This is a genomic window from Agrobacterium sp. rho-8.1, from assembly GCF_033957725.1.
Taxonomy (GTDB): domain Bacteria; phylum Pseudomonadota; class Alphaproteobacteria; order Rhizobiales; family Rhizobiaceae; genus Agrobacterium.
Genome location: NZ_CP192789.1, coordinates 1,541,008 through 1,556,566, shown reverse-complemented (window position 1 = coordinate 1,556,566; position 15,559 = coordinate 1,541,008). Strand labels below are relative to the sequence as shown.

Annotated in this window: 14 protein-coding genes; 8 read left to right on the top strand and 6 right to left on the bottom strand. The window is 50.8% G+C overall.

The features are described from left to right. Window positions 1-2 precede the first annotated feature (2 nt). Genes RMR21_RS21960 through RMR21_RS21925 form a run of 8 tightly spaced genes read left to right on the top strand, consistent with a single transcriptional unit; the run spans window position 3 to window position 10,023 of the window. Window positions 3-2,996 (top strand): glycosyltransferase, encoded by a 2,994-nt coding sequence (locus tag RMR21_RS21960; protein WP_498671525.1) that lies wholly within the window; start codon window positions 3-5, stop codon window positions 2,994-2,996. Window positions 2,997-3,030: 34 nt separating this feature from the next. Continuing rightward, the gene (locus RMR21_RS21955; protein WP_498671524.1) at window positions 3,031-4,041 is read left to right on the top strand and encodes a GDP-mannose 4,6-dehydratase; all 1,011 of its coding nucleotides are present in this window, start codon (window positions 3,031-3,033) and stop codon (window positions 4,039-4,041) included. Window positions 4,042-4,053: 12 nt separating this feature from the next. Continuing rightward, a complete protein-coding gene (gene gmd, locus RMR21_RS21950; RefSeq protein WP_498671523.1) occupies window positions 4,054-5,136 on the top strand; it encodes a GDP-mannose 4,6-dehydratase in 1,083 nt (360 codons plus the stop codon). A 3-nt stretch (window positions 5,137-5,139) separates the two neighbouring features. Beyond that, window positions 5,140-6,078: a GDP-L-fucose synthase family protein gene (locus RMR21_RS21945; protein WP_498671522.1), complete on the top strand. Its 939-nt coding sequence runs from the start codon at window positions 5,140-5,142 to the stop codon at window positions 6,076-6,078. Next, window positions 6,044-6,823 carry a glycosyltransferase family 2 protein gene (locus RMR21_RS21940; protein ID WP_498671521.1) on the top strand — a complete coding sequence of 260 codons (780 nt, stop codon included), beginning with the start codon at window positions 6,044-6,046 and terminating at the stop codon, window positions 6,821-6,823. Before RMR21_RS21945 ends, RMR21_RS21940 begins: the two co-directional genes overlap by 35 nt. A gap of 56 nt (window positions 6,824-6,879) precedes the next feature. Continuing rightward, the gene (locus RMR21_RS21935) at window positions 6,880-8,952 is read left to right on the top strand and encodes a hypothetical protein (protein WP_498671520.1); all 2,073 of its coding nucleotides are present in this window, start codon (window positions 6,880-6,882) and stop codon (window positions 8,950-8,952) included. A gap of 5 nt (window positions 8,953-8,957) precedes the next feature. After that, complete coding sequence (locus RMR21_RS21930; protein WP_498671519.1) at window positions 8,958-9,650, top strand: class I SAM-dependent methyltransferase; 693 nt, start codon at window positions 8,958-8,960, stop codon at window positions 9,648-9,650. A gap of 4 nt (window positions 9,651-9,654) precedes the next feature. After that, the gene (locus RMR21_RS21925; RefSeq protein ID WP_498671518.1) at window positions 9,655-10,023 is read left to right on the top strand and encodes a GtrA family protein; all 369 of its coding nucleotides are present in this window, start codon (window positions 9,655-9,657) and stop codon (window positions 10,021-10,023) included. A gap of 37 nt (window positions 10,024-10,060) precedes the next feature. On the opposite strand, the gene RMR21_RS21920 is transcribed toward RMR21_RS21925, so the two are convergent. The 6 genes from RMR21_RS21920 to RMR21_RS21895 form a co-directional block, all read right to left on the bottom strand. Next, the gene (locus tag RMR21_RS21920) at window positions 10,061-11,029 is read right to left on the bottom strand and encodes a glycosyltransferase family 2 protein (RefSeq protein WP_498671517.1); all 969 of its coding nucleotides are present in this window, start codon (window positions 11,027-11,029) and stop codon (window positions 10,061-10,063) included. Further along, a complete protein-coding gene (locus RMR21_RS21915) occupies window positions 11,019-11,702 on the bottom strand; it encodes an NAD-dependent epimerase/dehydratase family protein (RefSeq protein WP_498671516.1) in 684 nt (227 codons plus the stop codon). The genes RMR21_RS21920 and RMR21_RS21915 overlap by 11 nt, the downstream gene beginning before the upstream one ends. A gap of 17 nt (window positions 11,703-11,719) precedes the next feature. After that, window positions 11,720-12,604, bottom strand: a complete 885-nt coding sequence (gene rfbA, locus RMR21_RS21910) for a glucose-1-phosphate thymidylyltransferase RfbA (RefSeq protein ID WP_498671515.1) — start codon at window positions 12,602-12,604, stop codon at window positions 11,720-11,722. After that, window positions 12,601-13,674 (bottom strand): dTDP-glucose 4,6-dehydratase, encoded by a 1,074-nt coding sequence (gene rfbB, locus RMR21_RS21905; RefSeq protein ID WP_498671514.1) that lies wholly within the window; start codon window positions 13,672-13,674, stop codon window positions 12,601-12,603. The genes rfbA and rfbB overlap by 4 nt, the downstream gene beginning before the upstream one ends. A gap of 336 nt (window positions 13,675-14,010) precedes the next feature. Next, window positions 14,011-14,589: a sugar transferase gene (locus RMR21_RS21900; protein ID WP_498671513.1), complete on the bottom strand. Its 579-nt coding sequence runs from the start codon at window positions 14,587-14,589 to the stop codon at window positions 14,011-14,013. A gap of 52 nt (window positions 14,590-14,641) precedes the next feature. Next, entirely contained in the window at window positions 14,642-15,553 is a 912-nt protein-coding gene (locus RMR21_RS21895; RefSeq protein ID WP_498671512.1) for an NAD-dependent epimerase/dehydratase family protein, read from the bottom strand. Window positions 15,554-15,559: the final 6 nt, after the last annotated feature.

Below are 15,559 nucleotides of genomic sequence, written 5' to 3'. Positions count from 1 at the left end.
AGATGACCTTCAGTAATCCGACACCGAGAATTTCTATCGTGACGCCGTCTCTGAATCAGGGACGCTTCCTTCAGGAGTGCATCGATTCCGTCCGGTCCCAGAACTGGCCCAATGTCGAGCATTTCATCATAGATGGTGGTTCTAGCGACAACACACTCGAGGTCATTCGTAAAAACGAGGATTGGCTGACAGGATATGTCAGCGAACCCGATGAAGGCGCCGCCAACGCAATCAACAAGGGCCTTTCAAGATGCTCAGGTGACATTATTGCGTGGCTGAATGCGGACGATTTCTATCTGCCCAGCGCTTTTGAACACATTGTGGAAGCCTACCGCGTTTCACCTCAGGCAAGCTTCTGGTTCGGCAATGGGATCAGAACGGATGAGGGAGGTAACAAGACCGCCAACTTCATCGACGGACCAGTCCTTTACAACGAGGACGCTCTCCTGGGCGGGCTGGACTACATACTCCAGCCGTCGACATTCATGAACGCGACATCCCTACGCCGACTAGGTCGGCTAAACCAGAGTTTGCGCTGGAGCTTTGACTGGGACCTCTGGATCCGACTGGCGAAACTCTCAAAACCGCATCCAGTTGAGGCATCCCTTGCGGCGTCGCGCGAGTGGGGCGATACGTTGACGGCAACCGGTGGGTTCCGAAGGGTAGAAGAGCTTCGTCTGTTGGCAGAATGTCATACCGGGCGCCCCATGACACCAGGCGCGCTCTGCTACTGGCTAGACAATATGCATCGTGCGACGAAGTCGAGCGAGTTATTCAGCGATCAAACCCAAGGTGCGCTTCTCAACTTTTGGAACGAAGTCCAGGCCGACATGCAGCGTCTTGGCGTGAATGCCGCCGGAAGTCCTGTGCCATCTGCTCCTTCTACCGATGAGGAAAAGACGCCCGACAACGCTAAAGTTACAATCAAGCAAAGGATTGTTATCGGGGTCGATCTATATCCTCTCATTGCTGGTGTTTCTGGCGGAATCGTACCATGGGTTCATGGCGTGCTTCGCGAGATGGTTCGTCTTTTTCCCAACGACAAGATCGTCTTCTTTCATCGGCCAGGATTGCCTCCTTTGGCAATCAAGGGTGCAAATGTTGATTATATCCGCCTAGATGAGCATCCAGCGCTATTCTATGCGGAGATGTCGGAGCAATGCGCGAACCTGGGTGTCGATGCAATCCTACGGACATATCCGCAGGAGGCTCATCCTGAATTCCCGCTTCAACGGCAGGTCTTCGTGATCCCAGACATTCAGCACGAATATTTCCCAGATTTTTTCCCGAAGGATGTACTGGCTAGTCGTCGTCGTGCGTTTGCTGACGCTTTGTCCCGGGGTGGCGCCATCGCAACGATGACGGATCACTCCCGCCATACGATGGTCAGCAACGCCTGGACCATGACAGATGACGTGTTCCTTATGCCTGCGGCCCTTCCCGAGGAACTCCAGGAAACACCGACCGAAGACGATTTACCGTCAGAAGCCAAAGCCTTCGAACGCTTCTTCTACATGCCGGCGAACCTATGGCCACACAAGAACCACGGGCGCCTTTTCGAGGCGTTCAAACTTGCGTTGCCCGACCTGCCGCCGAAGACAGGCCTTGTCCTAACTGGTAATCCTGACGGTCTTCAGGAGAGTCTGAAGGGGTTCGAAGACCTTCCAATCGTCCATCTGGGTTTTCTACCCCACAGACAGGTGGCAGCACTTTTTGCCAAAGCGACAGCGCTGGTCTACTTCTCTCTCTTCGAAGGCTTTGGCATGCCGCTGCTGGAGGCTTTCCATCACGGAACACCCGTTCTTTGCAGCAATACCACATCACTGCCTGAAGTCGGAGGCGATGCAGTCCTTGCGTGTGATCCCACAGACATCGCAGCAATGGCAAACCTGATGCGACGTATCACGACGGAGGAAGGCTTGAGGGCCAGCCTCTCTGACAAAGCGAAGCTCCGCGTCGCAGCCTATGACTGGGTCAAACCGGCTCAGTCGCTGCGGGGCGCCTTGCTGCGTGTTTCAAAGAACCCTATTGAATACGCTCGGAAAGAGCCGCTAGTCAGCATCGTAATGCCGACGAGAAATCATGGCCATTTCATCCGCGAGTCGATCGATAGCGTGCTGAACCAAAGCTACAAAAATGTCGAGCTCCTGGTCATGGATGGCGCCTCGACGGATGATACCGTGGAAGTCCTCAGGAGCTACGGCGGCCGGATAAAATGGGTGTCGGAACGAGACAAAGGACAGGCCGATGCCATCAATAAAGGCATGGAGCGCGTGGATGGAGAAATTCTTGCCTACTTAAATTCCGACGACATCCTGTTGCCCGGTGCTTTGGAAGCTGCGGTGCAATTCTTCAATGAACACCCGGAATGCGACATGGTGTATGGCAATGCCGACTATATCGACGCCCAAGGTGCGGTCATCGGCATATATAACAGTGCCCCCTATTCTTTCGAGCGCTTGATGCATGACTGCTGCGTGTGCCAGCCCGCATCGTTTTGGCGTAAACGGATTGTCGACAGGATAGGCCCCTTTGATGTCTCGATGCAGACAGCCATGGATTACGAATACTGGCTTCGCATGGCCACATCCGGCGCAATTATTCTTCACTCCGATCACAAATTCGCGCAGTCTCGCCTCCACGAAGACGCCAAGACGCTGGCGATGCGCGGGGTCATCTACCGGGAAGTGTTCGAGATATGTGCTAGACACGGTGGATATGTCAGCCTCAGCTATTATTTCGGTTTTTGGGCTTACCGGTTATATGAAACATGGCCTGGGGGTAGCCGACTGCGACGTACGCTGCCCAATATTCATAGAATTCCCGCAACGTTGGGTTTCCTAGGTCAGGCAGGATCAATCGGAAGAGACAGGGCAAGGTTGAAATACGTTGCGCGGGGGATGTTTCGCGTCGTAGATCGGCGATTGCCTTGGGCAGGTAGTTTGATACGCAAGATTTGGTTTCGCTCAGCGAGCCTGCGCCGACATTTTCGATGAGTAAGGTCAGCAAAATCATCATGCGAGAGGGCCTATGAAACGAGCGCTGATCACCGGCATAACGGGACAAGACGGCTCCTACCTTGCAGAACTCCTTCTTGATAAGGGTTATGAAGTCTTTGGGTTGGCGCGGGCTGCGAGTTGGTCTCAACCGAATTGCGCAAGCCATTTGGCTGGCCGAGTAAACATTCTTTTCGGGGACCTGATCCAGGATATTGAACTGGCCAGTGTTCTCAACGAAGCGAAGCCAGACGAGATCTATAATCTTGCCTCGCAGTCTCGCCCGGGTGAATCCTGGGCCCGGGCGCCTGAGACATTGGAGGTAAATGGCCTTGCGGCCATAAAGCTGTTTGAGGCGGTGCGCAATCATCGGCCGGATACTCGTGTCTACCACGCGTCTTCATCGGAGATGTTTGGCCAATCACGTTCGACAAGACAGGATGAGGAGACATCTTTTCATCCCGTTAATCCCTATGCCGCCGCCAAAGTATATGCACACCACATGGCTGCGATTTACAGAGACAGCTATAGTCTATACATCACAAGCGGCATCCTCTTCAATCACGAGAGCGAGCGACGGGCACTGCATTTTTTGACGCAGAAAGTCGCCTATGGTGCAGCCTGTGCGGCACTCGGAATAGTCGACTCACCCGACATGAACGAGAGGGGGCGACCCATCGTTGAGGGCGGGCGGCTCGCCCTTGGCAACTTAGACACCGCCAGAGATTGGGGATATGCGCCGGACTTCGTTCACGCCATGTGGATGATCCTACAGCAGCAAGAGCCGACAGATTTCGTCATTGGCACTGGAAAGCTGCACACGCTGACGGAATTATGTGAAATTGCCTATCAAACGGTTGGATGCGATTGGAAAAAATGTGTATTCAGCGATCCTGCCTTGGTACGGCCGCTGGAGCCAGGCCAAATTTTGGCGAACCCCGCCAAGGCGAAAGAATTACTCGGATGGTCACCGACGGTGAGCTTCAAAGAAATGGTTAGGCGGATGGTTCAAGCCCAACTGACCCGTTTAGAAAAACTATTATAGCTGCGAGGGAACGTGAAAAAAGCTCTTATTACCGGTGTGACCGGCCAGGATGGCTCATATTTGGCAGAGCTTCTGCTTGCGAAAGGATATGAGGTACATGGCATCAAGCGCCGCACATCGCTGTTTAACACCGACCGTATCGATCATCTCTACGTGGATCCGCATGATGGCGAGCGCAAGTTCATTCTTCACCACGGGGATCTGACAGATTCGTCCAGCCTGATTCGTATCATTCAGCAAGTTCAACCAGACGAAATCTACAATCTGGCTGCCCAATCGCATGTTGCCGTTTCATTCGAAGAGCCTGAATACACGGCGAACTCAGATGGCATAGGCGCGCTTCGCATTCTTGAGGCAATCCGTATCCTCGGGCTGGAGAAGAAGTCGAAGTTCTACCAAGCGAGCACCTCCGAGCTTTACGGCCTCGTTCAGGAGACCCCGCAGCGCGAGACGACGCCTTTTTATCCGCGCTCTCCCTATGCTGTAGCCAAGCTCTACGCCTACTGGATCACCGTCAACTACCGAGAAGCGTATGGCATATATGCATGCAACGGTATTCTCTTCAACCACGAGAGCCCGGTGCGCGGCGAGACGTTCGTGACCCGCAAGATCACCCGGGCGCTGGCGCGCATCAAGCTCGGCCTGCAGGATTGCCTCTACCTTGGCAATATGGATTCCCTACGTGACTGGGGTCACGCCAAGGATTACGTTGAGATGCAGTGGATGATGCTGCAACAGGAAGTGCCAGAAGATTTCGTGATTGCAACCGGCGTGCAATACAGCGTGCGTGATTTCGTCAACACTGCGGCCGGCGAAATCGACATGAAGATCGACTGGCGCGGGACCGGCGTAGATGAGAAGGGGTACGACGCAAATGGCCGCTGCATCGTTTCGGTGGACCCGCGCTATTTCCGCCCGGCCGAAGTCGAGACCCTCTTGGGCGACGCCAGCAAGGCGCGCGAGAAGCTTGGCTGGACGCCAAAAATCACCTTCAATGAACTCGTGTCTGAAATGATGCGTGAAGACCTGAAGTCGGCTCAACGAGATGAAGTCGTCAAAAAGCACGGCTACAACACATTCAACTACAACGAGTAAGCCATGCGCAAGGACGCCAAGATCTACATTGCCGGTCATCGTGGGATGGTAGGTTCGGCTATTGTCCGGCAGCTCGATGCTGCCGGCTATGACAATCTGGTGACTCGCACCAGTAGCGAACTCGATTTGACTCAACAACAGCAGGTCAACGAGTTCCTGATTCAAGAGAAGCCGGACTACATCTTCATGGCAGCCGCGAAAGTGGGTGGTATCTATGCCAACAACACGTATCGCGCGGATTTCATCTACCAAAATTTGATGATTGAAGCCAATGTGGTGCATGGTGCTTGGCAGGCTGGTGTCAAGCGCATGTTGTTCCTCGGCTCCAGTTGTATCTACCCCCGCGATTGCCCACAGCCGATCCGCGAGGACTATTTGTTGACGGGCACCCTGGAACAGACCAACGAGCCCTATGCGATCGCGAAGATTGCCGGTGTGAAACTTTGTGAGAGCTTTAACCGCCAGTATGGGACGCAGTATGTCTCGGCGATGCCGACCAACCTGTATGGGCCGAACGACAACTACGACCTCGCCAACAGCCACGTCCTCCCTGCGCTGATCCGCAAAGCCCACGAGGCCAAACTTCGCAACGATAGTACCTATACGGTATGGGGCTCCGGTCGACCGATGCGCGAGTTTCTCTATGTGGACGACATGGCGAACGGCTGTCTGTTCCTGATGGAGCAGAATGCGATCACAGATGGGCTTTTCAACGTCGGGACAGGAACGGACGTCACCATCCGTGAGCTTGCGGAAACGGTCATGGACGTCGTCGGCTTCGGAGGAGAGATCGTCTTTGACGCCTCCAAACCTGATGGCACGCCACGCAAGCTGCTTGATGTGGGCCGCTTGCAGCAACTGGGCTGGAAGGCAAAGATCGGCCTGCGCGAAGGTATCGCTCTAGCCTATGCTGACTTCCTGTCAAAACATGCCGGAGGCTGATCTGGCAGATCCGGTTGTTACCGTCGTAGTCCCATCCTTCAATCAGGGGCGCTTCCTTGATCAGGCTCTTACATCCGTTTTCGAGCAAGATATCCCGGTCGAGGTATTCGTTCTGGACGGCGGCTCTAGTGACAATTCGCTTGATGTAATCGAGCGCTGGCGGGATCGCCTCGCCGGCTATCGGAGCCAGAAGGACGACGGACAGGCCGCTGCGATTAACGAGGGGATCGCTAAGGGTCGAGCAAGATATGTCTGCTGGCTAAACAGTGACGATTGGTTTCTACCTGGCGCCTTGAGGCGTCTGATTAAGGCCGCCGAGACCTACCCGGACGCGCCCATGGTCTATGGCCGCTGCTGGAACCACCACGAAAACACAGGCGTCCGCCGACCCGTTTGGGTTGAGCCTTTTACGGAGCACAGACTCGCCTTGCGCTGCATCATTTCCCAGCCGGCGACGCTAGTCCGCCGAGTCGCATGGGAAAGCGTCGGTGGCGTGGATCCCACCCTCCAAATGACCATGGACTACGACCTCTGGTGGCGCCTCTACAAGACGATAGGCGCTCCGCGATTTATCGATGATTTCGTTGCAGTCAATCGTGATCATGATGACACGAAGACAAAGACCCAGCGCCGCCTACACTACCGCGAAGCGATAGACCTAGTGCGCCGCCACAACGGAAGTGTGCCGATCAAATGGTGGATCGCACAACCTTATGCGGTTTGGTGGAAGTCGTTGAGGCTATGACTCTGCTTTTGAAATGCTCCCGTCGGTAGACAAGCCAGGTTTAATACAGAAAAAGCTTGGAACGCCACCCAAATCAATATAATGGCCGTGGAGACGACGGAAGCCAAGAATTTAAGGATTCCGACACCGCCCGAAAAGGTCTACAAATGCCGCTGAGAACACGCTTTTATTTTGGATTTGTGGCAACAATAATAATCTGTCTTTTCTATTTAAATATCAGCTATAGTATTGGCCATCTAAGCCACGATATGACTTGGGATGATATATCTTATGCTTTGAGCGCTGTAGAACGCTTGGATACACTTATCAGATCTGGCCTATACGATTTTCTAATGAGTTGGACCAATCCTTATCCGCACAGCGTATATTCAGAGTTAGCAGCTATGGTTTCCTTACTTCTGTTTGGAATAAACGATTTTGGTTTTTATGTATTTAATTTTTCAATTATATTAGCAATATTCATATTTTTGCATTACAACTTTAGAAATAGTGACAACTTAACATTCTCATTGATTTTTATTTTTATAATGTTCTCCACAATCTCTTACTCGATAGTCGATAATTTTCGTCCCGACTTTGTTCTCGGTTTAGCCACAACAGGTTTGGTTTGGTGGACACTGAAGGGCATTTTTTTTGGACGCGAGCGAGACTTCCTCTGGGGGGGCTTAGCTCTAGCCCTTGCTCTTTTGATAAAACCTACATTCTTCGCTCACACCATAGCAGTCGCCACAGGCCTCTTAATTCTCGCAATAATTTCAAAAATAATTCAGAAAAAAGGACATACTGAACCGGAAAAAAACCCTCTCCTCGCAGTGAAGTATATTTCCATTGGGATAATAATCGCTAGCCCATATTATGTTTTGGCTGGTCGCGAAGTTTTTGAGTATTTTTGGACAAATACTCAGGGAGAAAACTCCGCCATTTGGTCATTTTCAGACGGGACATCAATGACGGAAGTTATTTCGTCATATGTATTTGGCGGATATTTGAATAATGGCGGCATGCAGGTACCGGCCGCTGGTTTAATAAGTCTTATGCTTCTGCCAGTGCTTTACTATTATAAAAAATACCGCGAACTTATAATAGTATCCTTGCTTTTGATCGTAGCGCTAAGTTCGTTCGGCGTAATGGTATTTGGGAGACATAAAAGCCAGTTTTTCTTCGCTACATTCCATATGCTCATTATGTTATCATCGATATACGCCATTGCCTCTGTCAGTGAGAAAACATCTCGGATCGGTAGATTCGGGCTCTTATCTACTTTTGCTTTCATAATTTTCTTTACCACCGCCCAAAACCATAGGTACCTTTTTATTGATACGGGACAGGACAGCCTGAAAACGGTTAGCGAGAACAAAGTAATTGTTGACCAGATTATTCGAACGCTTGCACAGGCCGGTCGTGCATCCGACATTCATAAGAAGCCAGCGAGCGTTTTCGTCCCAGTCGCCGGCCCGGTCAGCCTCCCGACAATCAAATGGGAGGCGCGTAAGGCTGGATTCTTCATCAATGGAAGAGATGTCTACTTGTCCAATGATATTTCCGAATATTTGGATTTGGCACGACAAGCTGACTTTGTTGTCCTACCCTATAGAATAGAAGCCGAATACAATAAAAACTTTCCTAGCGGCCAAATCCAAGCCAGTCTGGCGCAAATTCTTATGCAAGACACAGAGTTTCGTCCCCTAGCGCCTCCCACCCCTGGTAGTCGCTATATCGTCCTAGAAAGAACTTACGAAAAACAAGACTCTGTGTTCAATATCAATTTCCCTGGTACAATGCACGGTTTTGCTCAAGAGGAAGGGCCGTACCCACAGTGGCAGTTACCTCGAGTAGCTTGGATGTCGACGCGGAAGGCGCAGGTGTGCCTCTATAAGTCCGGCAACTATCTGTTAGAGATGGAGGCCAAGAGCCCCCTAGAGGCAAATGTGTTGCTTTCTACATCAACGGGTATCCGACTTATGGAAACGAAGTTCCGTCCTGACCAATTTCAAACCGTTTCGATTCGTCACGATATTTCACCTGAGGATCCGTGCATTGTCATAGAGTATGATGCGAGTGTTCCTCCATCAGGAGAACAAAACTACCTTCTTTTTTCACATCTCAAAATAACCAAGACCAGGGAGTGATACCGTTGGAACAGAGTGAATTTGATCGCTTCGCGGACGAGTACCGCAAACTACACGCCGGTGTGATAACAGCCTCGGGAGAGACACCTGAATTTTTCGCAGAATATAAAATTGCGGACCTTGTTGACCATGCACAGAGACGCTCAGTGTCGGTAAACCGCGTCCTTGACTTTGGCTGCGGGGTTGGTACATCAAGTCCATATTTTTTACACTATTTCCCTGGCGCAGAGATTGTCGGTGCTGACGTTTCAACAAAAAGTTTGGAAATCGCACGTTCTCTATATGGCGAAAATGTGAGATACTCCCTCCTGGACAAAGTTATTGACTTTCCGGACAACACTTTCGACCTCGCGTTCGCAGCATGTGTTTTCCATCATATACCATGGGAAGAGCATAGCCACTGGTTGAGTGAAATTTTTCGAATACTGAGGCCGGGTGGTATCGTTGCAATATTTGAACACAACCCTTGGAACCCCTTAACCGTGAGGGCTGTAAATAATTGTGAGTTCGATGAGAACGCCCGATTAATGACTCCTTATCACCTTCGTAAAATTTTCAAGAACGTTTGCTTCAGCGCAATAAAGCATAACTATAGAATCTTTTTTCCACGCGGATTTGCATCTTTTCGTTCCGCGGAGAAATATATGGAATGGTTACCGTTAGGAGCTCAATATTCCGTTGTAGCTCAAAAGGTTTAGTCAGTTGCGTAAAGAATTATTTCGTTATTTATCGGTCGGGTTGCTAAATACTTCAGTTGGCCTCTCGTTGATATATTTCTTCATGTATCTTGGCGTGGGAGACATTTTAGCCAATTTCATTGGGTATTCTGTGGGTTTTATAATAAGTTATATAGCAAACAGTATATGGACGTTTAGTGAAAGACCTTCCAGAAAGACTGGCCTAAGGTATTTTGGGGTAGTGGTTATTTCCTATGGAGTAAACATTAGCGTGATGACATTTTCTCGCGACGCAATCTCAGTAAACAGTTATATAGCCCAGTTAATTGGTGTTGTTGCATATACAATTTGTGGATACTTAGGTGCTCGCTTTTACGTCTTTAACAAGTCGTAATGAAGAAAGGACTATTATAAGTTGACCCGGCCGACAGTTAACCGCTATTTTTTCTGATTGATGAGCCACATATTTCTTTTATCACATACTGCGGCCGGGAGTTGATTGTGAGAAGCACTCGGCCCAGATATTCGCCAATGACGCCGAGGGCAAGCAACTGCACACCGCCAATCACAAGAACCGCAACAATCAAGGACGCCCAGCCAACAGGCATCACGTCGATCGTCAACTTCTGCACGATGAGTAAAAACGCACAGAGAAAACCGAAGCCGGAGACAATGATCCCTAGCAAAGAAGTCAGCCTTAAGGGCACAAGTGAGAAGCTGGTTGCCATTTTCAGCCACAAAGAAATAGACTTCTTCAGGCCATATCGGCTATCGCCTGCGAACCTTTGAAAATGATTGACCTCGACCGAGGCGATATTCCTAGTGAACGTCAAAATCAGGCCATCGACATACACGTAAGGCCCCGAATAGCTTAGAATATCTTTGCAAATTACCGAGCTAAAAGCGCGAAATGGCGAAAGATACAAATCCATAGGCTTTTTCATAAGATAGGCCGCGATCGTGTTGTTGAACTTGCTTCCAATAACTTTCCAGGCAGCATGGCTACGGTTCGTAAATCGACCATAAACTACGTCATACCCTTCATCCACTTTCTCAACCAGCCTCGGTATATCGTCTGGCGAGTGCTGGAGATCATCGTCCATCGTGACCACGACTGCTCCGGATGCACGCGTGAAACCGGCCATCAGAGCGTTATGCTGACCAGCATTCATTCGAAGCAAGACACCTGAGACTTTTGAACGGGTCGCTGCCAGTTGCTTGATTACCTCCCAGGTACCATCAGGGGAGTGATCGCAGACCAAAATGATCTCGTAGCTACCCAACACATTCGGCGCATCGCTCAACACCACTTCTAATTGCCGCACCAGCTCAGGAAGAGTGAGCTCGCTGCCATAGGCAGGGATAACAACTGAAAGTTTCAGGGCGGATTCACCTTCCATAATATTTCCTTACCGTCCTCTCGATATAGTCTTCGTCAAACGAAATGTTTAGGTCAGACGCCGCACGCTTAACATCGGGAACGTCAATGTCATACCCACTTCCTGCATCGATCAACGAGTACACCGCCTTTTTGCCTAAAACCTTCTCGAATACCTCGACTATATTCAGTATCGAAACAGAAAACGGACTGGCGATGTTATAAACGCCCTCTTTTGGGTCACCCTTGCGGATCATGTGCGTAACGATAGCAGCAATATCATCGACATCGATCAAGTTACGGCGTGCATTTTTCCATACATTGAAACGCTCACCATTCTCAATTTTTTGGCACAAAAAATTCGTGAGAAGGTTAGAGTTAGACGACGTGCCCACCACCTGAGGTAAGCGAAATATGGCATTGCCTGTGTAACTTCCAACCAAAGCTTCCATCTCGAGCTTGTGGCGAACGTATTGCGTATTCGCCATTTCTGGATCAAAAACGCTGCAGCTACCAAAGTATAGAAGCTGCCCTGCTGCTTCAAGGTAACCTCTCAGCATCTTCTCTTCTCTGAGAAACTCCTCTCCTCGCGTCTCACCCGAATTTGAAACACCGGCGGCGAACACAATCACGTCTTGATCAGAGTCGAAGTATGGAACGAACGCCGAGGCGACAAGCCCGCGCCCGATAATCATAAGAAATCCTGCATCAATTACTCGCCCGCAACCTGTCGTGCTATTTCACCAAGGTATTGACCATAGCTGTTCTTGCGCAAAGCATGAGCACGGGCCGCCAGAGCATCGACACTCATCCAACCATTTCTGAGCGAGATTTCTTCCAAACAGGCAATCTTATACCCTTGCCGCTTTTCAATGATTTCTACAAACTGAGACGCTTCTAGAAGGCTTTCAAATGTACCCGTGTCCAGCCATGCAAAGCCTCGACCGAGCACCTGAACGTTGAGAGAGCCGTTCGTCATGTAATGTTGATTGACGCTCGTAATCTCCAACTCACCGCGTGGAGAAGGCTTTACTGACTTTGCAATTTCCACGACGTCATTGTCGTAGAAGTAAAGTCCGGTCACAGCATAGTGACTTTTTGGATTTACCGGTTTTTCTTCAATTGAGATTGCACGCATGTCGGCGTCGAACTCGACCACTCCAAAACGCTCAGGATCTTTGACAGGATAACCAAAGACGGTCGCACCACGCGTGACTGCAGCGGCACTTTGCAAAAGGGGACTAAAGCCCTGACCATAAAAAATGTTATCACCGAGTGCGAGGCAAACGTCGTTACCGCCGATGAAGGACTCGCCTATGAGAAATGCCTGCGCTAGTCCGTCCGGGCTTGGTTGCACAGCGTAATTTAAATTTATGCCAAACTGGCTACCGTCCTTCAACAATCGCTGGAATGCGGGTTGGTCATCAGGCGTTGTGATGATCAGGATATCCCGAATGCCCGCCAACATCAAAACCGACAAAGGATAGTAAATCATCGGCTTGTCGTAGACTGGAAGCAACTGCTTCGAAATCCCCTCGGTAATGGGGTATAGCCTCGTTCCAGAGCCTCCAGCGAGAATAATTCCCTTACGCGTCACTCACTCACCCCGTCATCGTATTGCTTTTCGACCCAAGAGAGGTAAGCCCCACTGGTCACATTCTCGACCCAAACCTGATTATCCAAGAACCATCTGACAGTTTTGCGTAGTCCGGTCTCGAACGTTTCCGCTGGCCGCCAGCCCAGCTCACTTTCTATCTTGCCTGCATCAATTGCATAGCGCCGGTCATGACCTGGACGATCCTTGACGAAAATAATTTGTTCGGCGTAAGATAATCCATCATCACGCGGCCTTAGCTCATCCAACACTTCGCATAATGTTTTGACCACAGCGAGGTTTGCCTTCTCATTCCAGCCGCCAATATTGTAGGTGTTGCCGACCACGCCTCCCTCAACAACTCGCCGGATGGCTGAGCAATGGTCCTCTACGTATAACCAGTCCCTGATCTGCTGACCATCACCATAAATCGGCAAGGGTTTGCCCGCCAACGCATTGTGAATGCACAGCGGAATAAGCTTCTCCGGGAAGTGATAGGGTCCATAGTTGTTGGAGCAGTTTGTCGTCAGTACGGGCAGCCCGTAGGTGTGATGATATGCCCTGACGAGGTGGTCTGAAGCGGCCTTGCTCGCGGAGTATGGACTATTGGGTTCGTAGCGGCTCATCTCATGAAACGGAGGAGCTTCTCGATCCAATGAACCATACACCTCATCAGTCGATACATGAAGAAACCGAAAAGAGCTTTTTTGCGGCTCTAGCAAAGCGCCCCAATACGCACGGATCGCTTCCAGTAACCGAAAGGTGCCAACCACGTTCGTATCAATGAAATCCTCGGGTCCATGAATGGACCGATCCACGTGGGATTCAGCAGCGAAGTTAAAGATCGCTCTTGGGTTATGTTCAGAAAGTAACTGAGAAACTTGCGCGTTATCTGCGATATCCACCCTGGCAAAAATATGCCTGGGGTCGCCTTTCAAGGAAACTAGATTCTCAAGGTTCCCCGCGTAGGTAAGTTTATCGATATTTATGACTGTCTCATCGCAATTCCGCAGCCACTCCAGCACGAAATTGCTGCCAATGAAACCCGCCCCGCCAGTCACGACTATTGTCATCGGCTACTCTTCCCGCAGAATAATTTGAAGAAAAGCAAGCCAAACTCGCCTCATATTTACTTAAGATCGCTCTTACACGAGCGCGATATTACCGTCAATCTAATCGGTCCATCAGATCTCAATACAACCGTTGGACACTCCGCGATTGACTACGACAGAAGAGATATCCGGACCCGCAACTGATCAGCGCTGAATACAGGTATGCGGACACTCCTTGTTTTAATGTCCAATGGAAAGTGCGTAGTTAGGAATTTTTTCCATGGATGGAAACCCGGGCGGTCTGATTTTCAAAAAATCCGGTTACTCTCCTTTTCCAGGGTCTTTCTTATGTCTTTGTTATTTGGCCGCAGCGTCACCCCTTCCTCCACTGAATGCAGTGGCGACGATGAGCCTCAAGTCTCGAGAAAAACTTGTACTGTTGATATAAGATGCATCGATTGCAGCTAACAGCTCTGGAGTCGACATGTCCACTCCTTGCACCTGAGCGAGCCCCGTCACACCTGGCCTCACCGAAAAGATGTTACGTTCTCTGCGTGCAGCAATAACTTCAGACTGGTTCGGAAGACACGGCCTCGGCCCCACGAGGCTCATGTCGCCTTTCAGGACGTTGATCAGTTGTGGCAATTCGTCCAGTTTTACGGAGCGTATTTTTTTGCCGAGTGGTGTTATCCAGGATTGTTGCGCATTATGAGAGCCGACATTCGGGGTTCCCGCTGCCATCGTGCGGAATTTTATGCATGTGAAGATGCGCTCATGGCGCCCGACGCGCTGCTGCAGAAACAATGCACCGCCGGGAGAATCGCGGCGAATGAGAATGACGAGAACGAGAAACAGCGGCGAAAAGACGATCAGCCCCCCTGCCGAGGCGATGATATCGAAGACTCGTTTTGTGACACTGTTCACGCGATCGGCCAATTCGCCCGCCTTTGGTATGGAAACACTCTAATACTTCAGTCGATCTAGCACATCACACCGACCGCCGTAGCCCCTCATCGGTTGAAAATGGTGGCTTCCAACCAAGACTGTTTTCGGTTTCAGCGATGTCGGCCTCCAGGCTATCAATGAGCCGTGCTACCATATCTGCCTTGCCTGCTACACGCCCGATGGTCTGCAATAACGAAGCAGGTACCGGCACCAATACTGCACGGCGTCCGCTTGCCGCAGCGATTTTGCGGATGAAATCTGCGGTGGACAGTGCCGCGCCATCTGCTGCCATCAGAATGTGCCCGCGCGCTGACGGACTCATCGCTGCCGTGATAATCAGGTCGGCCAAATTGTCTACGTGGATAACGGACCGGCGATTGTGCACGGATCGTAACGGAAGCGGAAGGCCGCTTTTGACGAGCTTAACCAGCGCGTTGAAGCTTCCCTTGGCACCGCGACCATAAACCAGAGGGGGGCGAATGATGACAAGCTCCATGCCGGAGGCATCAGCGATTGCTTTGAGGCGGTTTTCCGCGTCCCGTTTCGATATGCCGTAATCGGTTTCAGGCGCTGGAACATCATGCGCGGTGAAGGGACGTCTCAGCTCAGAGCGTTCGCCGTTCACCTTGATCGTGCTGACGAAGACAAATCGCCTCACACCGCAAGCCACCGATTGCTGGGCGAGCCGGGCTGTGCCGTCAACATTGACTGAGCGCATTTTTTCGTCAGAACCCTGATCACCGGCCATGATGTCCTGATTGTGAGCCGCCAGGTGGATGACCGTATCAACGCCTGAAAGTGCGGCCTGCCAATCCGTAGACGAGTCTATATCTCCAACCCCGATAAAATCCTCACGGGCCGATCGGGACGCAGCACGAAATGGAAGGTCACGTTGACGAAGTGTATTTACCACAGATGTCCCGACAAAACCTGTCGCGCCGGTCACGAGAAACATCGTGAT